Origin of the sequence: Helicobacter sp. 12S02232-10 (assembly GCF_002272895.1) — a bacterium.
In the GTDB taxonomy this organism is placed as follows: Bacteria; Campylobacterota; Campylobacteria; order Campylobacterales; family Helicobacteraceae; genus Helicobacter_J.
Map to the genome: position 1 here is coordinate 1 of NZ_MLAQ01000002.1, position 16,240 is coordinate 16,240.

Genomic DNA, 16,240 nt, shown 5'->3' on the forward strand with positions numbered 1-16,240 from the left:
GGTGCGACTCGACGACCTAGCGCTGCAACACAACACGTTCGCAGCGCACGTCACTATTGTGTGTTTTTTGCTAGGCGACGGCGCCCCCCGCGACTTCCCCTCTCTCCCTACACGACCCCCTTCCGGTCTGGTTGGAATCTTTAAGCGAAGGGCAATTTCGGGAGTGATTATTTTGCCCCCCCCCCCCCGTGCGAAAATATTACCCAGTGAGGTATCGATGTGGGCTTGATCGCGTTTGTTTATTTTATTGATTGGATTCATTAGAATGCTCCTTAAATTATCTTTGATTAAAGATTTTATTACCTACATTAAAACACAATTTCATTAAAAAATCCATTAATTATTTTTTCATAATTTGTGTTTTATAGCATTGAATTGACATTTTTTTATAATTTTGTGATTTATTTGATTTGATATATTTACTAATATAATTATAAATTTACTATATTTAATATAAATATTATTAAAAATATTTGATAAATCTCTGAAATATTGTGCAATGTTTCAGAAAATCAGATTAAAAACAGATCTGAATCTAAGAAAAAAGGAAAAAAATACAAATTCTTAAATCTGTTTGAAGAGCAAATGGAGAGCTTCCTCTTTCAAGCAATGCAATCAAAATGCTTGCAAGTGTAATGAAGAAATTTTGGTTCTATATGATGGACTGCTTTAGGAGTGTTATCAGTATTTGCTTGAAATCCTTTCATTCAAATGCAATGAGGGGTTTTATATTTTATTAAGATTTTTAAGATTGTGTAGATAGCAAATTAACAGATGATTCACATACAAGACTTATAATTGCTGTCTAATTTTTTAACATAAAGGAAAAAAAATGAAAAAAATTACTTCAATGATTTTGGCAGGCGCAATATGTGCTTCATTTGCTTTCGGTGCTGATTTTTCTAAAAAAAGCAACGATGATCTTGTACAAATGGCAGGAATAGTAGCACCAAAAGATGTTCCTGATTATAAAATCGAACTCAATAAGCGAATGAAGACAATGAAAAAAGATGAGGCGATGAAATTCCATCAAAAGCTCGAAGAAGCGATGAAAAAAAATACGGATAATATGACCCTCAAAGAATTCAGAGAAAGACGAGAGGCTGTTAAAAAAGCTATCGATGCGAAAAAAAAGACAATGACTAAAGAGCAATTAAAAGCAAGTGGTTTGGATCATCATTATCAATGCGATATGGATCACCAACACAAAAAATCTCACGATGCTAATCATAAACATTCAAAAGACAAATAATCATCTTGCAAATGGCAGGGGTTTCCTGCCATCATTTTCTATTCTTCTGATTTCATTCTTTCTATAGTATTTCAATATATTTGTGGTTTAGTTAGTTGTGTGTGTTTTAAAAATAAATGGATTGTATAGGCATATGGTGGCTTGAGGCGGAATCGAACCACCGACACGGAGATTTTCAGTCTCCTGCTCTACCGACTGAGCTATCAAGCCAAATTTAAAAGATGGATTATTCCAAAAAACCCTTGAAAAACAACTTAAACGATTTGATTCATTGTTAAATTGATTTGGATTTGACAAACAACGGCGATGAAATTCTGATATTAAAATCAAAAAGCTATAATCTAGCCATCAAATTCATCCTATCGTTAAGGAAAATAATGAAGCTCATCTCTTGGAATGTGAATGGCTTGAGGGCGTGTATGAACAAAGGCTTTATGGAGTTTTTTACTTCTATTAACGCTGATATTTTTTGTATTCAAGAATCAAAAATGAGTCCAGATCAAGCTGCATTTGAATTTAAGGGGTATGAAGAATATTGGAATTCGGCTGAAAAAAAAGGTTATTCGGGCGTGGCGATTTTTTCAAAAATCAAACCTCTTTGCGTAGCTTATGATATGGGTATTGAACATCACGATAAAGAAGGTCGGATCATTACTATAGAATATGAGCATTTTTATTTAGTGAATGTCTATACGCCAAATTCCAAGCGCGAACTTGAAAGATTACCCTACCGAATGCAATGGGAGGATGACTTTAGAACATTCTTAAAGCAATTGGAAATAAAAAAGCCTGTTGTTGTGTGTGGGGATTTAAATGTCGCGCATCAAGAAATTGACCTTAAAAATCCAAAAACGAATCGAAAAAATGCCGGCTTCACAGATGAAGAAAGAGAGAAATTTACTCAATTGCTCAATGCTGGCTTTACAGATACTTATCGGTATTTTTACCCTGATTTAGAGGGGGCTTACACGTGGTGGAGTTATATGGGCAAAGCTAGAGAAAACAACACGGGTTGGAGAATCGATTATTTTTTATGCTCAAATATTCTTGCTCCAAAACTCAAAAGTGCTGCAATATACCCTGAAATTACAGGGAGCGATCATTGCCCCGTAGGCATCGAACTAGATGTTTAAAGTCTGAGAGAAGTTCAGTTCATAAGGGGTGACTTGATAAACATAATAATTGAGCCAATTGCTAAAAATCAAGCTCGCCCCTGCCCGCCAATTCACACTTGCTTGATGATTTGAATCGAAATAATTTTTTGGCACATCTATCTTTAGCCCTTTGGCGATGTCTCTTTCATATTCTTGCTTTAGGGTATCGCGATCGTATTCCAAATGCCCGATAATGAAAATCTTTTTATTATCACGAGATTTGATAATGCCCGCCCCTGCTTCAGTATCTTCACATAAAACACATAAATCTTGGCATTGCAAAATTTTCTCTTCATCAACTTTAGTGTGCCTAGAATGAGGCATATAAATCTTATCATCACACCCGTTAAACAAAATATCGGAGGTATTTGTTTTGGAATTGGCAAAAACACCAAAAACTTTTTTATCCAAAGGGTATTTTTGAATGCCATAATGATGATACAGACCTGCCATCGCCCCCCAACAAATATAAATCGTGCTATTGACGTGAGTTTGAGCAAATTCTAAAACCTCTTTCATTTCATCCCAATAAGCCACTTCTTCAAATTCCATTGTCTCAATCGGAGCTCCTGTGATGATCATTCCATCAAAATACATATTTTTGAGTGCATCGAATTTTTTATAAAACCTTTCCAAATGGGTTTTAGGCGTATGTTTGCTCTCATAAGTTTGCGTCGTAAGCAAAGTAATCTTGACTTGGAGGGGTGAATTAGCAAGAAGCCTTATGAGTTGGCTTTCAGTTTGGATTTTGGTGGGCATCAAATTAAATATTGCAATTTCAATTGGTCGGATATCTTGTCTGAGCGCTCTAGTTGAAGACATTACGAAAATATTCTCATTTTGAAGCGCTTTAAAAGCTGGGATTTCTTGAGGAATGATTACAGGCATAGGTTTCCCCCTCCGTTTTGCAAATATATAATAAACACGATATGTGTTTATTATATAAATAAAACATAAATCAAAGAAGAAAAAACCCAAAGAATCATCTGAAATGGAAACAATGAAACATTAGATTTTCAAATGTTTCTCAGATATGGAGTTTTCAAAAAATCAAGCAGGTTTGGGCAAACTCTCGACATAAACGCTTTGGCTTGGAAAAGCAAAGCTTAAGCCATCGGCTTGGACAATACGCATAATTTCAAGCATCACTTCTTCTTGGACTTTTAAAAACTCTCCCCAAACCACAGTTTTTGTAAAGCAATAAATCAAGATATTGATGGAGCTATCGGCAAATTCATCTACAAAAACAAAAAGCGTGCTTTTATAACCCAAATAATCATCCATTGAGATAATATCTTTTTTGACAATGAGTTGATAATCTATCGAGCCGCGTTCATCGGTGTCTTTTGAGATATTGGGATTATTTAAAAGCATTTCTCTGATTTCTTTAACGCACTTTTGGAGCTGCTCTCTTGTAGAATCATAAGTTAAGCCGACACTCATTTTAATGCGTCTGCCAACCTTGCGTCGATTCCAATTTCGAATCGATTTATTAGCAAGTTCGGAATTTGGGACAAAAAGCATTGCATTATCAAATGTCCTGATGGTTGTGCGTCGCAACCCCATTTCTACGACACTCCCTTCAATATCCCCACAAACTATCCAATCGCCTTGAGAAAAAGAGTTGTCAAAAAGAAGCATTACAGAAGCAAAGAAATTTGCCAGCATATCTTTTACCGCCAAAGCAACCGCCAATCCCCCGATGCCTAAAGAAGCGACAATGGCAGAAATATTAAACCCTAAATGTTTTAAAATCACCAAAAGAGCAAAAACAATCACGATAAAATAAAGAATTTTTAAAATCAAATTGATCACTTCTTTTCGGAATCCATCTGTGCTTTTTTGAGCGATGGTGGTGATAAAAGCTGTCCCATAACCCTTTAGCAAAGAAATCACAAACCAAGCTATCAGGGCTATATAAACCACTCCAAACCACACTTCAATCTTTGGAGAGGGAAAATTGGGGTAGTACAAAATATCCAAAGCAATGGCAAAGCTCCAAATCAATAAAAACGCTGAAATCGGGGCAATGATATCATTGCGGATCTTGTTTTGTATTTCTTGATTGTGGCGAGTAAATTTTATAAAAAAATCTATCAGCTTCATAATGATGCGAGCAACAATCTTTCGACATCCAAGCAAAATCATCAGCATTACCAAAGAAAGTATGACTTTGGCAATTCCTAAATTACTTGTATTCAAAGGGATATAGTGGTCAATTTTCTCCAATACCCATTCCATTCCTATATTCATAGCTGCATTTTGAGGGAGCACCTCTTGGGCATTTTTTTGAATGTAGCTTAAAATTTCCATATAGGTTTCAAGCTTGGTTTGATAATGATTGAGTTGGGTTTGAAGCGTATGTTTTTGAGCCTCTTTGAGTTCTGTGGGCAAAGAATATTTTTGAGCTTTTTTTTGGGCAAATTGCAATAGATAAGGCGAGACGATTTTAACCACATCATCTTTTTGACTGAAAAAATCAATTTTTTTGCGTAATTTTTCTAAAAACTCATACATACTTTGATCAAGCCAAAGCGAATCTAAAGAAATTTTATCGCTCATCAATGCGTAGATATCCTTTGTTTGTTCGCTTACTTGAAGCTTTTGCTTGATTTTTTCTTGATCGGTTTTGTTTTGCTCGATATTGATACCAATTTTTTCTTTGTGACTGACAATCTTTGTAGCAAGCTCTTTCATCAAATCATTTTTTTGATCAGCATACAAAGCTGTTTCTTGAGATTTATGCGGATCCTTTTTATACGTATCTATGACTTGATTGATTTGATCAATCTGTTTTAAAATCACATATAAATCAATAAAATCTGGATTGTCTAAAGCCTTTAAAGAAATCGGAGCAAAAACCCCAAAAATCATAATGGCAAAACTAAAAATAATTTTTTTCATTCTTGTTCCTCTTTTAAAACAGATTGTCGAAATATTTCCCCACGTTCTTTATAGGATTTGAACTGATCGAGGCTTGCAGCTGCAGGAGAGAGCAAGCCCACGCCATCGCTTTTTAAGACATCTTTTATTTTCTTGATTGCTTCTTCCAATCTAGAACACGGGTATATTTTAAGAGCGTAGCTTTCCCCCATAGCTAAAAGCTTTTTTTCATTGCTTCCTATCGTAAAAATTTCTATGTCTAAATGTTTTGCCAATTCAAAAATAGGTTTTTGATCTGCTCCTTTGTCATCTCCTCCCAAAATCAAAAATATTTTTTTATTTTTATAGCGTTTCAGTGCTTCAAGCGTGGCATCTACATTTGTTCCCTTGCTATCATCAACCCATAAGCGCCCTTTTTTGTCATTAAATTCTTCAATCCGATGAGCACCTACCTTGAAAGTATTGAGACAATCAATATCAGCTTGATTGAATAAAATCTTTGAAGCATATAATGCCAAAAGTCCATCAAGCAAAAAAGGCTCTTGGAAGCAAATATCTTTTATAGACACGCCGATTTTTTCAGCCAAGCTTTGTGAATCGCTGTAAAAAAAGGCTTTTCCTATAAAATTTATCACTTCAGGTCTTTGAGAAAATTCTTCAGGCAAAATAGCATAAGTGTCTTGTTGCATCAATGAAAGCGGTTTGAGCTTGTCACAAACATAAGCTTCAAAACTCCCGTGCCAACTGATATGATCTTCTTTTACCGGAAGCAAAAGATATAGATTTGGAAAAGCCTTGCAGATATAGTGAATGCTGAAAGAACTTGTTTCTAAAACCCACAAAGGTGCTTTTTTTGTATAAAGTTCGGCTAAAGGTGTGCCGATATTTCCCCCACTTTGTGCCCCAAATTTAGAGAGCAAAAGCGTGAGCATTTCTGTTGTCGTCGTTTTGCCGTTAGTTCCGCTAATCCAAATGGTTTGAGGACAATAAGAGGGTGAAAATAAATCATAAAAATAATCGTACTCGCCAATGGGATTTTTTGACTTCTGAATCAAAAAATGGGTTGGGGGAATGCCAGGACTTAAAATCTCTATTTCAGAATCTTGTGCTTTAAATTCATCAGAGGGCAATAAAAGATTCCCGTATTCATCTGTTGATGGGCTTAAAAACTTATCATCAAAAATGACACATTTTATCCCTTTGTGATTAAGAAATTTGACAATGGGCTTCGTCGTGACACCATAGCCAAAAACTGAAACGTTCTTCATATTGCTTACCTTATTTTGATACTCATCAAAGCAATGATATTACTCAAAATCGCAATGATCCAAAATCTCACGATGATTTTGTTTTCCGCCCAACCCTTGACCTCAAAATGATGGTGGATGGGTGCCATTAAAAAAATTCTTTTTTTGCGGGTTTTGTAACTTCCGATCTGAAGAATGACTGAAAGGGTTTCAATCACAAAAATCGATCCGATCAAAATCAATAAAATTTCGTTATTTGAAACTATCGCCATATAAGCAATAAATCCGCCGATACCAAGACTGCCACTATCCCCCATAAAAACTTGAGCGGGATGGCAGTTGTACCACAAAAATCCAAAAAGAGCACCAATCAATGCAACAGAGACAACAAAAAGTTCGCCAGCATCTACAACGCGAGGCCATAAAAGGTATCTTGAAAATTCAGCATTACCAGCAATATAAACAAATATGGACAAAGATACCAAAGCACAGATGCTTGGCACACTTGCTAATCCATCAAGACCATCCGTAATATTGACTGCATTAGTAGTTGCTAAAAATACCAATGTCCAAAAAGCAATCGCTACACCTGGATAATCCCCCAAATAAAGCAAAGGTTTTTTCATAAAAGGCACATACAGGCTTGAATCAAGTCCGTTTATGCTCAAAGAGCTTGCAACACCTACTGAAACGATAAACAGAAGAATAAATTTTAATCTCGCACTCATACCGCTGTTTTTCTTGGCTGCAATCTTCATATAATCATCTCTAGCTCCAATCAAACCAAAGGCGATCAAAACAATCAGACCCAAAACAACATAAGCATTATCTAACTTGACACTTAAAAGCGAAGCAAGAACCCCAGCTAAAATAAATACTATTCCCCCCATCGTGGGTGTATTTGCCTTGCCCTGATGGGCGGGAACAAAAGTTGATATGGGTTGATTGGCTTTTTTTGATTTTGCCCATTTGATAAAAGAGGGCATCACAAAAGCACATAGGCAAAAAGCCACAAAAAAACTTATCCCCGCTCTAAAAGTCAGGTATTGGAATACATTGATTCCAAAAACCGAATACAAATAATATAGCATAGGCATCCCCATTGTTATTTAGATTTTAGAATTATAAACCAGTTTTAAAGATAAAATCTTTAAAAATTCAAAACACTTAAATTCATAGTAAAATTTCACAACAGACAACAAAACTTTAAGGAAATCTGCTATGCTCTCAAAAGACATCACCACCTATTCAAAAATCCGATCCGAACTGCGTGCCTACATTTGTTACTTATTCACTCAAAATATCAAAAACTATATGCCTGAAACAACTTTTGACTCTGTTTTAAATGCAATCAAAAAAATCAAAGATGAAATTAAAGCCTTTGATTGCATCTATATTTTAGATTCCAAAGGCAACCAAATCAGTGAAACAATTACGGGGAATAAAAACGTTCGACACGATATTTGTGAAAATTTTGCCGATAGAGCGTATTTTTCTGAAGCTCTCAAAGAGCAAAAATGTATCATCACTAATCCCTACCCCACCCAAATTGATGGGAATCTCGTTGTGACTTCTTCCTATCCTGTTTATAATGCAAAACGTGAGCTTCTTTTTGTAGTGTGTGTTGATATTCCTCTTAAAGAAGCTATCAATATCAGCTCTCCAAGTCGTTTTTATGATGTGTTTTCAAATTTTAGTATCGCTATGTATTTTTCTCTTTCAAGTATGCTCACTCTGGTATCTATCCTACTTTTTATAAAAGGTATTGCAAGTTTTTGGACAGCTTCAATCCATTTTAGAAGCTTTGATATCAAAGAAGTTTTTGAATCCACTATCTTGCTCACTTTGGCTTTGGCAATCTTTGATCTGGTTAAAGCAATTTTTGAAGAAGAGGTTTTGGGAAAAAATAGCGGGGATAATCATCGTGCCATTCACAAAACAATGATTCGCTTTTTGGGATCCATTGTGATTGCTTTGGCTATCGAAGCATTGATGTTGGTATTTAAATTCACTATCAGTGAGCCTGATAAAATTATCTATGCAGTCTTCCTTACAGGCGGAGTAGCAATGCTTCTAATCGGGCTATCTGTTTATGTGAAGTTTGCTTATGGTGCGATGAACAAGGATGAGAGAAACTAGTGCTTCTTCTTGCATTTTAATACAGCTTCGTGACAAGCCTGAATAAAAGCACCTCTAACCGCCCTATCTTCAAGCACAAAAAGACCTTCTATCGTCGTTCCTCCCGGACTTGTAATTGAAGAGATGATTTGATCAGGGGATTGCTCACAAAGCAAATGCGAAAATCCTTCAAATGTCGTTCTAACAAGACTGAGCGCATCTTCACGCTTCAACCCCTCCCTGACACCTGCATCAATCAATGCTTGAGCAACCAAAGCTAAAAAAGCCGGCGAACTGCCTCCTGTGGCTATAGAAGCATCTACTAAAGATTCAGAATCCACAAAAACAGCACAGCCAAAACTTGAAATGATTTTTTTTGCCTCTTCAGCAATGTTTCCCTCCATATACACAGCCGTCGATGACTTTTGATATCTAGCCCCGACATTGGGCATTGCCTTGACATAATTGGCAGAAATGATATGCTGTTTTAACGTATCGATATTCACTCCTGCCATCACGCTATACACGGAATTGGCATTGCCTTTATATTTAAAACTCTCTAAAGCATAAGGCTTGATGCATAAAATAACGATTTTTCCATCTACATCAATCCCTAATGATGGATCATAGATTTTTGCTTCTCCTGTTAAATGATTTTCTTCAAGGAATTTTTGAGCTTTTTGAGGATTTCTTCCTGTGATTTCAAATCGATAAATGTCTTTTAAATTGCTGTTTGCAATTCCTAGTGCAATTGCTTTGGCCATATTTCCATACCCGACAAAAAGTAATGTTTTTTGAGCTGGCATTCTCAATCCTTTATTAAATTTTATTTAAAATAATTCTTAAAATATAAAAAATTAAGTTAAATAAATAGCAATAAAATTATTTTTCTTCTTTATAATAATTGGCGATAGGCTCAGCAAGACCATATTGAGGGTATTTAAGACTGTCTAAAACGACCTGTCCCATTGTTTGATTGTCGAAATTAAAGACAACGGGGGCTAGAAAATTAATCGTGGAATTTTGAATCGGGGTTTGAATAACCATAATATTGGCTGTAAAAACATTGTTGCTATTTTCAAGGTCGAGCAAAAGTTTCAAAGCAATGGGAACATCAAATTCATATTCTCTTAAAACAAACGGATTGATGAGCGTGAAGACAGGAACATCACTTTCTGCGTTGCTAAGGCGAACAAAAATGTCATCTATTCTTTCCAGCTTCATCTTTATGACATTTTCAAATCCCAAAATTGGCGATTTTACATCAAAAATCATTTGTTAAACCCCTAACTTATACTAAATACTATATTTTAGAAAACAAATCTTATCATATATTCTTTAGATTTTATCCAAATTTTACATCTAAAAATCAATTTTACAAAATTATTTTTCTAATTGATTGCGTGAGATTAGGTATAATACAAAATAAAGACTACAAGAAACTAAATAAAATTAGGAGCTTTATGCCTTATAAGCAAATTATTTTTTTAATTTTTACCATTATCATTTTTGCAGCTTGCGCAAAACAAAATACAGAATACAATAAGCCCGCCATATACTGGTATCAAGGCATTGTAAAAGAAATCAAATTCGGGAATCTTGAAACTGCTGATAATTATTATTCTTCTCTTCAAAGCGAGCATATCAATTCCCCTTTATTGCCTGAAGCAATGCTTATTTTAGGGCAGGCACATATGAGCGAAGAAGAATATATTTTAGCTGAATTTTATTTTGATGAATATCTGAAGCGATATGGAACGATTGAAAATGCCGATTATATTGCTTTTTTAAAATTACAAGCCCATTATTATGCTTTTAGAAATCAAAGCAAGGATCAAGAATTTATATCAGATACAATCCAAGCTTTAGATATTTTTCTCAATAAATACCCTAATAGTCGCTATCTTCCGTATGTAGAATATATGCAGGTAAAATTCATTTTGGGGCAAAATGAACTCAATAAAGCCATTGCAAACGTTTATAAAAAACAACACAAAAAAGAGGCTTTAGAAAAATATCTCGATAGGATTGATGAAAAACTTGAGAAAGAAACTCACCCAAAACCTTCGCACATCCCGTGGTATGTCGTTATATTTAACTGGTAAAGGAATCTGATATGCAAATAAATAGTTACGGCAACTTTCCAAGCGTGATGCCTGTCATCATTGAAGATGAAGTTTTTATGTATCCTTTTATGATCGCTCCTATCTTCATCACAGATGAGCCCAATATCAAAGCTGCCAACAAAGCTCTTGAGCAAAATGATCTCGTGTTTGTAAGCTGTGCAAAAAATTCTCAAGAACAAAAAAGACTTAAAGACAGCTTTTATGATGTAGGGGTCATTGGGAGCATTATGCGAAAAGTGGCACTTCCTGATGGGAGAGTCAAGCTTCTTTTTCAAGGCATTACAAAAGGAAAAATCCTGTCTATAGAAGATGAAGATCCGCTTCAAGCACTTGTAGATGTCATTGTTTATAAAAATTACGATCCAGATAAAATCAATGCCATTATGGAAGTCTTGCGTGAAAAAGTCACTAGTCTTGCCAATATCAGTCAATTTTTTCCTCCAGACCTACTCAAAACCATTGATGACAACGACGACCCTAATCGAATCATCGATCTTATTGCCTCTGCTTTAAGATTAAAAAAAGAGCAGTCTTATCGTCTTTTTGCTAGTGATGACACAGAAGAAAGATTGTTGCTTTTGATTGATCTTGTGATTGAAGAAACCCAAACACAAAAACTTCAAAAAGAAATTAAAAGCAAAGTCCATAACAAAATGGAACAAATCAATAAAGAATATTTTCTTAAAGAGCAACTCAAACAAATCCAAAAAGAACTCGGGGTTGATAAGCAAAGAGATGAAGAGATCGATCAATATTACCAAAAACTTGAAAAAATCAAACTTTCTATGGACAAAGAAGCTTATAAAGAAGTCAAAAAACAAATTGATCGCTTGAGTAAAATGCACCAAGACAGCGCCGATGCAAATGTTGTTCAAAACTACATTGAATGGGTGCTTGAAATTCCATTTGGAAAATTTAGAAAGAAAAAACTTTCAATAAAAAATGTTCAAAAACAGCTTGATTCTGATCACTATTCCCTCCAAAAACCAAAAGAACGTATTGTTGAATATTTTGCTGTCAGGGAACTTTTAAATCTCAGAAATAAAACAAATGCCGAAGGAAAAGGAACAATTCTTTGCTTTTATGGACCTCCAGGTGTGGGAAAAACAAGTCTTGCAAACTCAATCGCCAAAGCCATTGAACGCCCTTTAATCAGAATTGCACTTGGTGGTCTTGAAGATGTCAATGAACTCAGAGGGCATCGACGCACTTATTTGGGTGCGATGCCTGGAAGAATCGTACAAGGATTGATTGAGGCTAAAGAGATGAATCCTGTGATGGTCCTTGATGAGATTGATAAAGTGGGAAGAAGTATGCGTGGCGACCCTACAAGTGTATTGCTTGAAATTCTTGATCCTGAGCAAAATATTGCGTTCAGGGACTATTACACGAATTTTAACATTGATCTTTCTCAAATCATTTTTATTGCCACTGCCAATGATATTTCCAATATTCCGCCTCCATTACGCGATAGAATGGAATTTATTGCTGTCTCAAGCTATACTCCTCAAGAAAAAGAAGAGATAGCAAAAAAATACTTGATCCCTCAAGAGATTAAAAAACACGCTTTAAAATCAAGTGAAATCGCTATCACACCTGATGCTATCAAAATCATCATCGAAAAATATACTCGCGAAGCAGGTGTGAGAAACCTGCGCCGAAATATTGCAACCATTATGAGAAAATGTGCAAAAATTATCCTCGAATCAAAAGAAAAAATGAAAAAAATTATCATCGTCCCCAAAGAATTGCCACATTATCTTGATAAAATCGTTTTTGAAATTGATGCTGTTGATAAAGAAAATAAAATCGGGATCATCAACGGATTGGCTTGGACAAGTGTCGGGGGAGATGTGCTTAAAATCGAAGCGATTAAAATCAAAGGAAAAGGCTCGCTTACACTCACTGGTAGTTTGGGAGATGTGATGAAAGAGTCAGCACGCATTGCATTTTCTGTCATCAAAGTATTGATTGATTCAGAAGTTTTAAAAATACATTCACCAAAATCAAAAAAGAGTAAAAAAGATCAGGAAGTTCAAAATTATAATCTCTATGATATCCATTTACACGTTCCTGAAGGCGCTACGCCAAAAGATGGTCCTAGTGCTGGCATTGCTATGGCAAGTGTGATTGCTTCGATTTTATGTGAAAAAAAGACACGTTCAGATGTTGCAATGACGGGTGAATTAACATTAACAGGAGTAGTTTTGCCTATTGGAGGACTCAAAGAAAAGCTGATTGCAGCCCATAAAGCAGGAATCAAAAAAGTTCTTATCCCTGAAAAAAATTATAAAAGAGATTTGGAAGATATTCCTGAAGAAGTCAAAAAAGAAATGCAAATCGTTCCTGTCAGCAAAATTGAAGAGGTTTTAAAAGAAGTTCTTTTATAAAAACTGCCAACTTAGTTTTTAATCTTTGGGCAAATGCTTTGAATTTGCATTATAATGTTTTATTTAACGGAGGAAAAAATGCAGGCAGGAATTATCGGTTTGGGTCTCATTGGCGGGTCGATGGGACTAGCATTGCAACAAGCTAAGATGTTTAAAACCATTTTGGGCTATGATATCAACCCACTGCATACCCAACAGGCATTATCTTTAGGTTTGGTCGATGAATGTGTGAGCTTTGATGAGATCCAAGAATGCGATGTTATTTTTTTAGCCATCCCTTTAGAAGGGATTATTCAAGCTCTTCAAAAATTAGATAAAACCTCTCCTCATACGACGATTATTGACTTAGGAGGGGCAAAAGAAAAAATTATCGCTGCTGTTCCCCCTAAAATACGTAAAAATTTTATCGCTGCCCATCCTATGAGTGGGACTGAATTTTATGGACCAAAGGCCGCCCTTAAAGATTTGTTTAAAAATAAAATCATTATCTTTACGGATTTAGAAAATAGTGGTGAATTTCAAATTGCTTGTGCGAAAGAAATTTTTCTTTCCATTGGAATGCGTATCATTAAAATGAATTCCAAAGACCACGATAAGCACATTGCCTTTATCAGTCATCTTCCTCATATCATCAGTTATGCGCTTGCAAACACCGTTCTTTCCCAAGAAAACCCACAAACAATCCTTGCTCTTGTAGGTGGGGGCTTTAAAGATATGAGCCGGATTTCAAAAAGCTCTCCAATTATGTGGAATGATATTTTTAAACAAAATAAAGAAAATGTCTTAAAATCAATTGATTTGTTTGGAAAAGAAATGTTACTTGCTGAAAAACTGATTCAAGAAGAAAATTGGGAAGAGCTCAAAGAGTGGATGGCTAAGGCCAACACTCTTCAAAATTTTATGTAAATTCAATCAAATGCTTAAAAAATTAAGCAAAATTTGATTTGATTTGATTGACCCAAGAATCAATTCTTTCTTCTGTCAAATCATCTTGATTGTCTTCATCAATTGCCAATCCTACGAACTTATCCCCATCAACTGCTTTAGAATCATCAAAAGTATAGCCATCAGTAGAAGTTTGACCAATTAGCTTGCCACCCTTTGCTTTTTCATACAAATGATAAAGCGCATCACAAAATGTATCGCTATAAGTGTCTTGATCTCCAAGTCCTACAAGCGCAACTGTTTTTCCAGAAAAATCACCTTCTTCTAAAGAACCGATGAAATCTTCCCAATCAGTTTGAAGGTCGCCACTCCCGTAAGTTGAACTTGCTAAAATAAGATTATCAAATCCTAAAAGCTGGTCTTTAGAAGCTTTTGCAACATCAATAAGTTCCACGTTCTCTTTGCCAAGTTTATCAGCTATTTTTTCGCAGACTGTCTGAGTATTTCCACTATCGCTTCCATAAAAAATTCCTATTTTTTTCATTTTTTTATCCTTTATGATTTATTTTTAAATGCGATATTATACATCAAAATGTATATATCAAAAACTTTCCTATGAAAACAAATCAAAAACATTTCAAAAATATTGCTATTTTTTACTAAATTTTTTTAACAAAAACCAAATAACCACAACAAATACTATGAAAATCAAAGGCATTAAATAAGGCATATCGCTTGCTGCAGAAAAAATCCTCTTGATAAACTCACTTGCAAAAAATGATACCATACCTAGAAATACAGCCCAAATACCACAAGAAAAAGCATTTAGAATTAAAAATTTTTTCAAATCATATTTGCTCAAACCAATTGCGATAGGAACAATTGTTTTGACTCCATAGATATATTTGTTGATAAAAATCAGCCAAATTCCGTATTTTTTCATCCAGATATGGACTAAGGCAACTTTTCTGCGGTGTTTTGAGAAGTATTTAAAAATCTCACTTTTTTGATACCTGCCCAAAAATGCTAAAACACTACTTCCAAAAGTATTGCCCAAAAAAGCAACCAAAATCGAAATCCCTATATCCATACTGCCCAAAGAACTGAGTATGCCTGCAACGACTATGCCCACATACCCGCTACCCATACAATACAAAAATAAAATCAAATATCCCCACGTTTGAAAAGAATCTTGAAACGATTGAATAGTCTGTTGCATTTCTCCTCTTTCTCTCAAAACTACGCTTATTCTACCCAAAAATGATAACAAATATCATCAATAAATTCTATGGGAATAAAACTTGCTTGAATCAAGTTTAAATCCGACAAAGAGGTTTCAATGCAAAATGGTTATTACTCTGCAACAGGGGGTATGGTCACTCAATTCAATCGACTTGATTTGATCTCAAATAATCTTGCCAATCTCAATACCAATTCTTTTAAACGCGATGATGTGGTTATCGGGGATTTTTTAAGGCTTTATCAAACCCATCAAGAAACCCTGCCTATCAAAAATCAAACCCGAGATGCCGCCAAATACATCAACAGAAATTTGGATCGAGTGCCTATCATTTCTGAAGAATACACAGATAGAGCTATGGGTGCTATGAGCAGAACGGAAAATCCTTTAGATTTTGCCCTGCAAAGAGAAAATGCTTATTTTGCAATTCAAACCCCTGATGGCATCAGATATACCCGCGATGGAAGCTTTACAATAGGAACAGATGGTATGCTTAGTACCAAAGAAGGGTATCACGTTTTAAGCAGAGTTGGTTTGGACAATCAAGGCGGGATTATGATGGCACAAGGTATGGAAATAGAAGCAGACAAAAACGGCAATCTTTATTTTAGGGATACTGCTAATGAAGCTATTGGAGAAACATTGGCAGCAGGAGCGATCGCAATCGTTAGTTTTGCTAATCCTAAGTATCTCAAAAAAGTCGGTAAAAATCTCTATGAATACCCCGAGGATAAAATCAATGAAAGAGAAAATCTGATCGCTCCAAATTCTCTAGTTCAATATTTTGTCGAAAAAAGCAATGTAAATGCCGTTACCGAAATGACAAATCTGATTGAAACCAACCGATTGGTTGATATGTATTCCAAAGTTCTCAAAACCCATATGGATGACCTCAACACTGAAGCTATCAGCAAACTTGCAGTAAGGGCTTAACTCTATAGAGTC

15 protein-coding genes and 1 tRNA gene are annotated in these 16,240 nt (G+C 35.2%); 7 read left to right on the forward strand and 9 right to left on the reverse strand.

Annotated elements, in window-relative coordinates:
* Window positions 1-832: 832 nt before the first annotated feature.
* Complete coding sequence (locus BKH41_RS01545) at window positions 833-1,252, forward strand: DUF1104 domain-containing protein (RefSeq protein WP_095296678.1); 420 nt, start codon at window positions 833-835, stop codon at window positions 1,250-1,252.
* 134 nt (window positions 1,253-1,386) lie between these two features.
* On the opposite strand, the gene BKH41_RS01550 is transcribed toward BKH41_RS01545, so the two are convergent.
* Window positions 1,387-1,462 (reverse strand) — tRNA-Phe (locus BKH41_RS01550).
* Between the two features lie 167 nt (window positions 1,463-1,629).
* On the opposite strand from BKH41_RS01550, the gene BKH41_RS01555 reads away from it, so the two are divergent.
* A complete protein-coding gene (locus tag BKH41_RS01555) occupies window positions 1,630-2,385 on the forward strand; it encodes an exodeoxyribonuclease III (RefSeq protein WP_095296679.1) in 756 nt (251 codons plus the stop codon).
* Here BKH41_RS01555 and metA read toward each other — a convergent pair.
* The 4 genes from metA to mraY form a co-directional block, all read right to left on the reverse strand.
* Window positions 2,374-3,294, reverse strand: a complete 921-nt coding sequence (gene metA / locus BKH41_RS01560; protein ID WP_095296680.1) for a homoserine O-succinyltransferase — start codon at window positions 3,292-3,294, stop codon at window positions 2,374-2,376. The two genes, BKH41_RS01555 and metA, sit on opposite strands and share 12 nt — an antisense overlap.
* Window positions 3,295-3,456: 162 nt before the next feature.
* Entirely contained in the window at window positions 3,457-5,310 is a 1,854-nt protein-coding gene (locus BKH41_RS01565; protein WP_257875375.1) for a mechanosensitive ion channel domain-containing protein, read from the reverse strand.
* Window positions 5,307-6,557, reverse strand: a complete 1,251-nt coding sequence (gene murD / locus BKH41_RS01570) for a UDP-N-acetylmuramoyl-L-alanine--D-glutamate ligase (RefSeq protein WP_095296681.1) — start codon at window positions 6,555-6,557, stop codon at window positions 5,307-5,309. The genes BKH41_RS01565 and murD overlap by 4 nt, the downstream gene beginning before the upstream one ends.
* A 5-nt stretch (window positions 6,558-6,562) precedes the next feature.
* Window positions 6,563-7,627 (reverse strand): phospho-N-acetylmuramoyl-pentapeptide-transferase, encoded by a 1,065-nt coding sequence (mraY, locus tag BKH41_RS01575; RefSeq protein WP_095296682.1) that lies wholly within the window; start codon window positions 7,625-7,627, stop codon window positions 6,563-6,565.
* A 130-nt stretch (window positions 7,628-7,757) separates the two neighbouring features.
* On the opposite strand from mraY, the gene BKH41_RS01580 reads away from it, so the two are divergent.
* Window positions 7,758-8,675, forward strand: coding sequence for a PDC sensor domain-containing protein (locus tag BKH41_RS01580; RefSeq protein WP_095296683.1), 918 nt, complete (start codon window positions 7,758-7,760; stop codon window positions 8,673-8,675).
* On the opposite strand, the gene proC is transcribed toward BKH41_RS01580, so the two are convergent.
* The gene (proC, locus tag BKH41_RS01585; protein ID WP_095296684.1) at window positions 8,672-9,460 is read right to left on the reverse strand and encodes a pyrroline-5-carboxylate reductase; all 789 of its coding nucleotides are present in this window, start codon (window positions 9,458-9,460) and stop codon (window positions 8,672-8,674) included. The genes BKH41_RS01580 and proC overlap by 4 nt on opposite strands.
* Before the next feature lie 76 nt (window positions 9,461-9,536).
* Window positions 9,537-9,929: a flagellar assembly protein FliW gene (gene fliW / locus BKH41_RS01590; RefSeq protein WP_095296685.1), complete on the reverse strand. Its 393-nt coding sequence runs from the start codon at window positions 9,927-9,929 to the stop codon at window positions 9,537-9,539.
* A gap of 188 nt (window positions 9,930-10,117) precedes the next feature.
* On the opposite strand from fliW, the gene bamD reads away from it, so the two are divergent.
* The 3 genes from bamD to BKH41_RS01605 all read left to right on the forward strand — a co-directional run bounded on the left by bamD (window position 10,118) and on the right by BKH41_RS01605 (window position 14,076).
* Window positions 10,118-10,759 (forward strand): outer membrane protein assembly factor BamD, encoded by a 642-nt coding sequence (gene bamD / locus BKH41_RS01595; protein ID WP_095296686.1) that lies wholly within the window; start codon window positions 10,118-10,120, stop codon window positions 10,757-10,759.
* Between the two features lie 11 nt (window positions 10,760-10,770).
* Window positions 10,771-13,170 (forward strand): endopeptidase La, encoded by a 2,400-nt coding sequence (gene lon, locus BKH41_RS01600; protein WP_095296687.1) that lies wholly within the window; start codon window positions 10,771-10,773, stop codon window positions 13,168-13,170.
* Between the two features lie 78 nt (window positions 13,171-13,248).
* Window positions 13,249-14,076 (forward strand): prephenate dehydrogenase, encoded by an 828-nt coding sequence (locus BKH41_RS01605; RefSeq protein WP_095296688.1) that lies wholly within the window; start codon window positions 13,249-13,251, stop codon window positions 14,074-14,076.
* 22 nt (window positions 14,077-14,098) lie between these two features.
* Here BKH41_RS01605 and BKH41_RS01610 read toward each other — a convergent pair whose 3' ends face one another.
* Window positions 14,099-14,599: a flavodoxin gene (locus BKH41_RS01610; RefSeq protein WP_095296689.1), complete on the reverse strand. Its 501-nt coding sequence runs from the start codon at window positions 14,597-14,599 to the stop codon at window positions 14,099-14,101.
* 105 nt (window positions 14,600-14,704) lie between these two features.
* Window positions 14,705-15,274 (reverse strand): DedA family protein, encoded by a 570-nt coding sequence (locus BKH41_RS01615; protein ID WP_095296690.1) that lies wholly within the window; start codon window positions 15,272-15,274, stop codon window positions 14,705-14,707.
* Window positions 15,275-15,394: 120 nt separating this feature from the next.
* On the opposite strand from BKH41_RS01615, the gene BKH41_RS01620 reads away from it, so the two are divergent.
* Complete coding sequence (locus tag BKH41_RS01620; RefSeq protein WP_095296691.1) at window positions 15,395-16,228, forward strand: flagellar hook-basal body protein; 834 nt, start codon at window positions 15,395-15,397, stop codon at window positions 16,226-16,228.
* The last annotated feature ends 12 nt before the right edge of the window (window positions 16,229-16,240 follow it).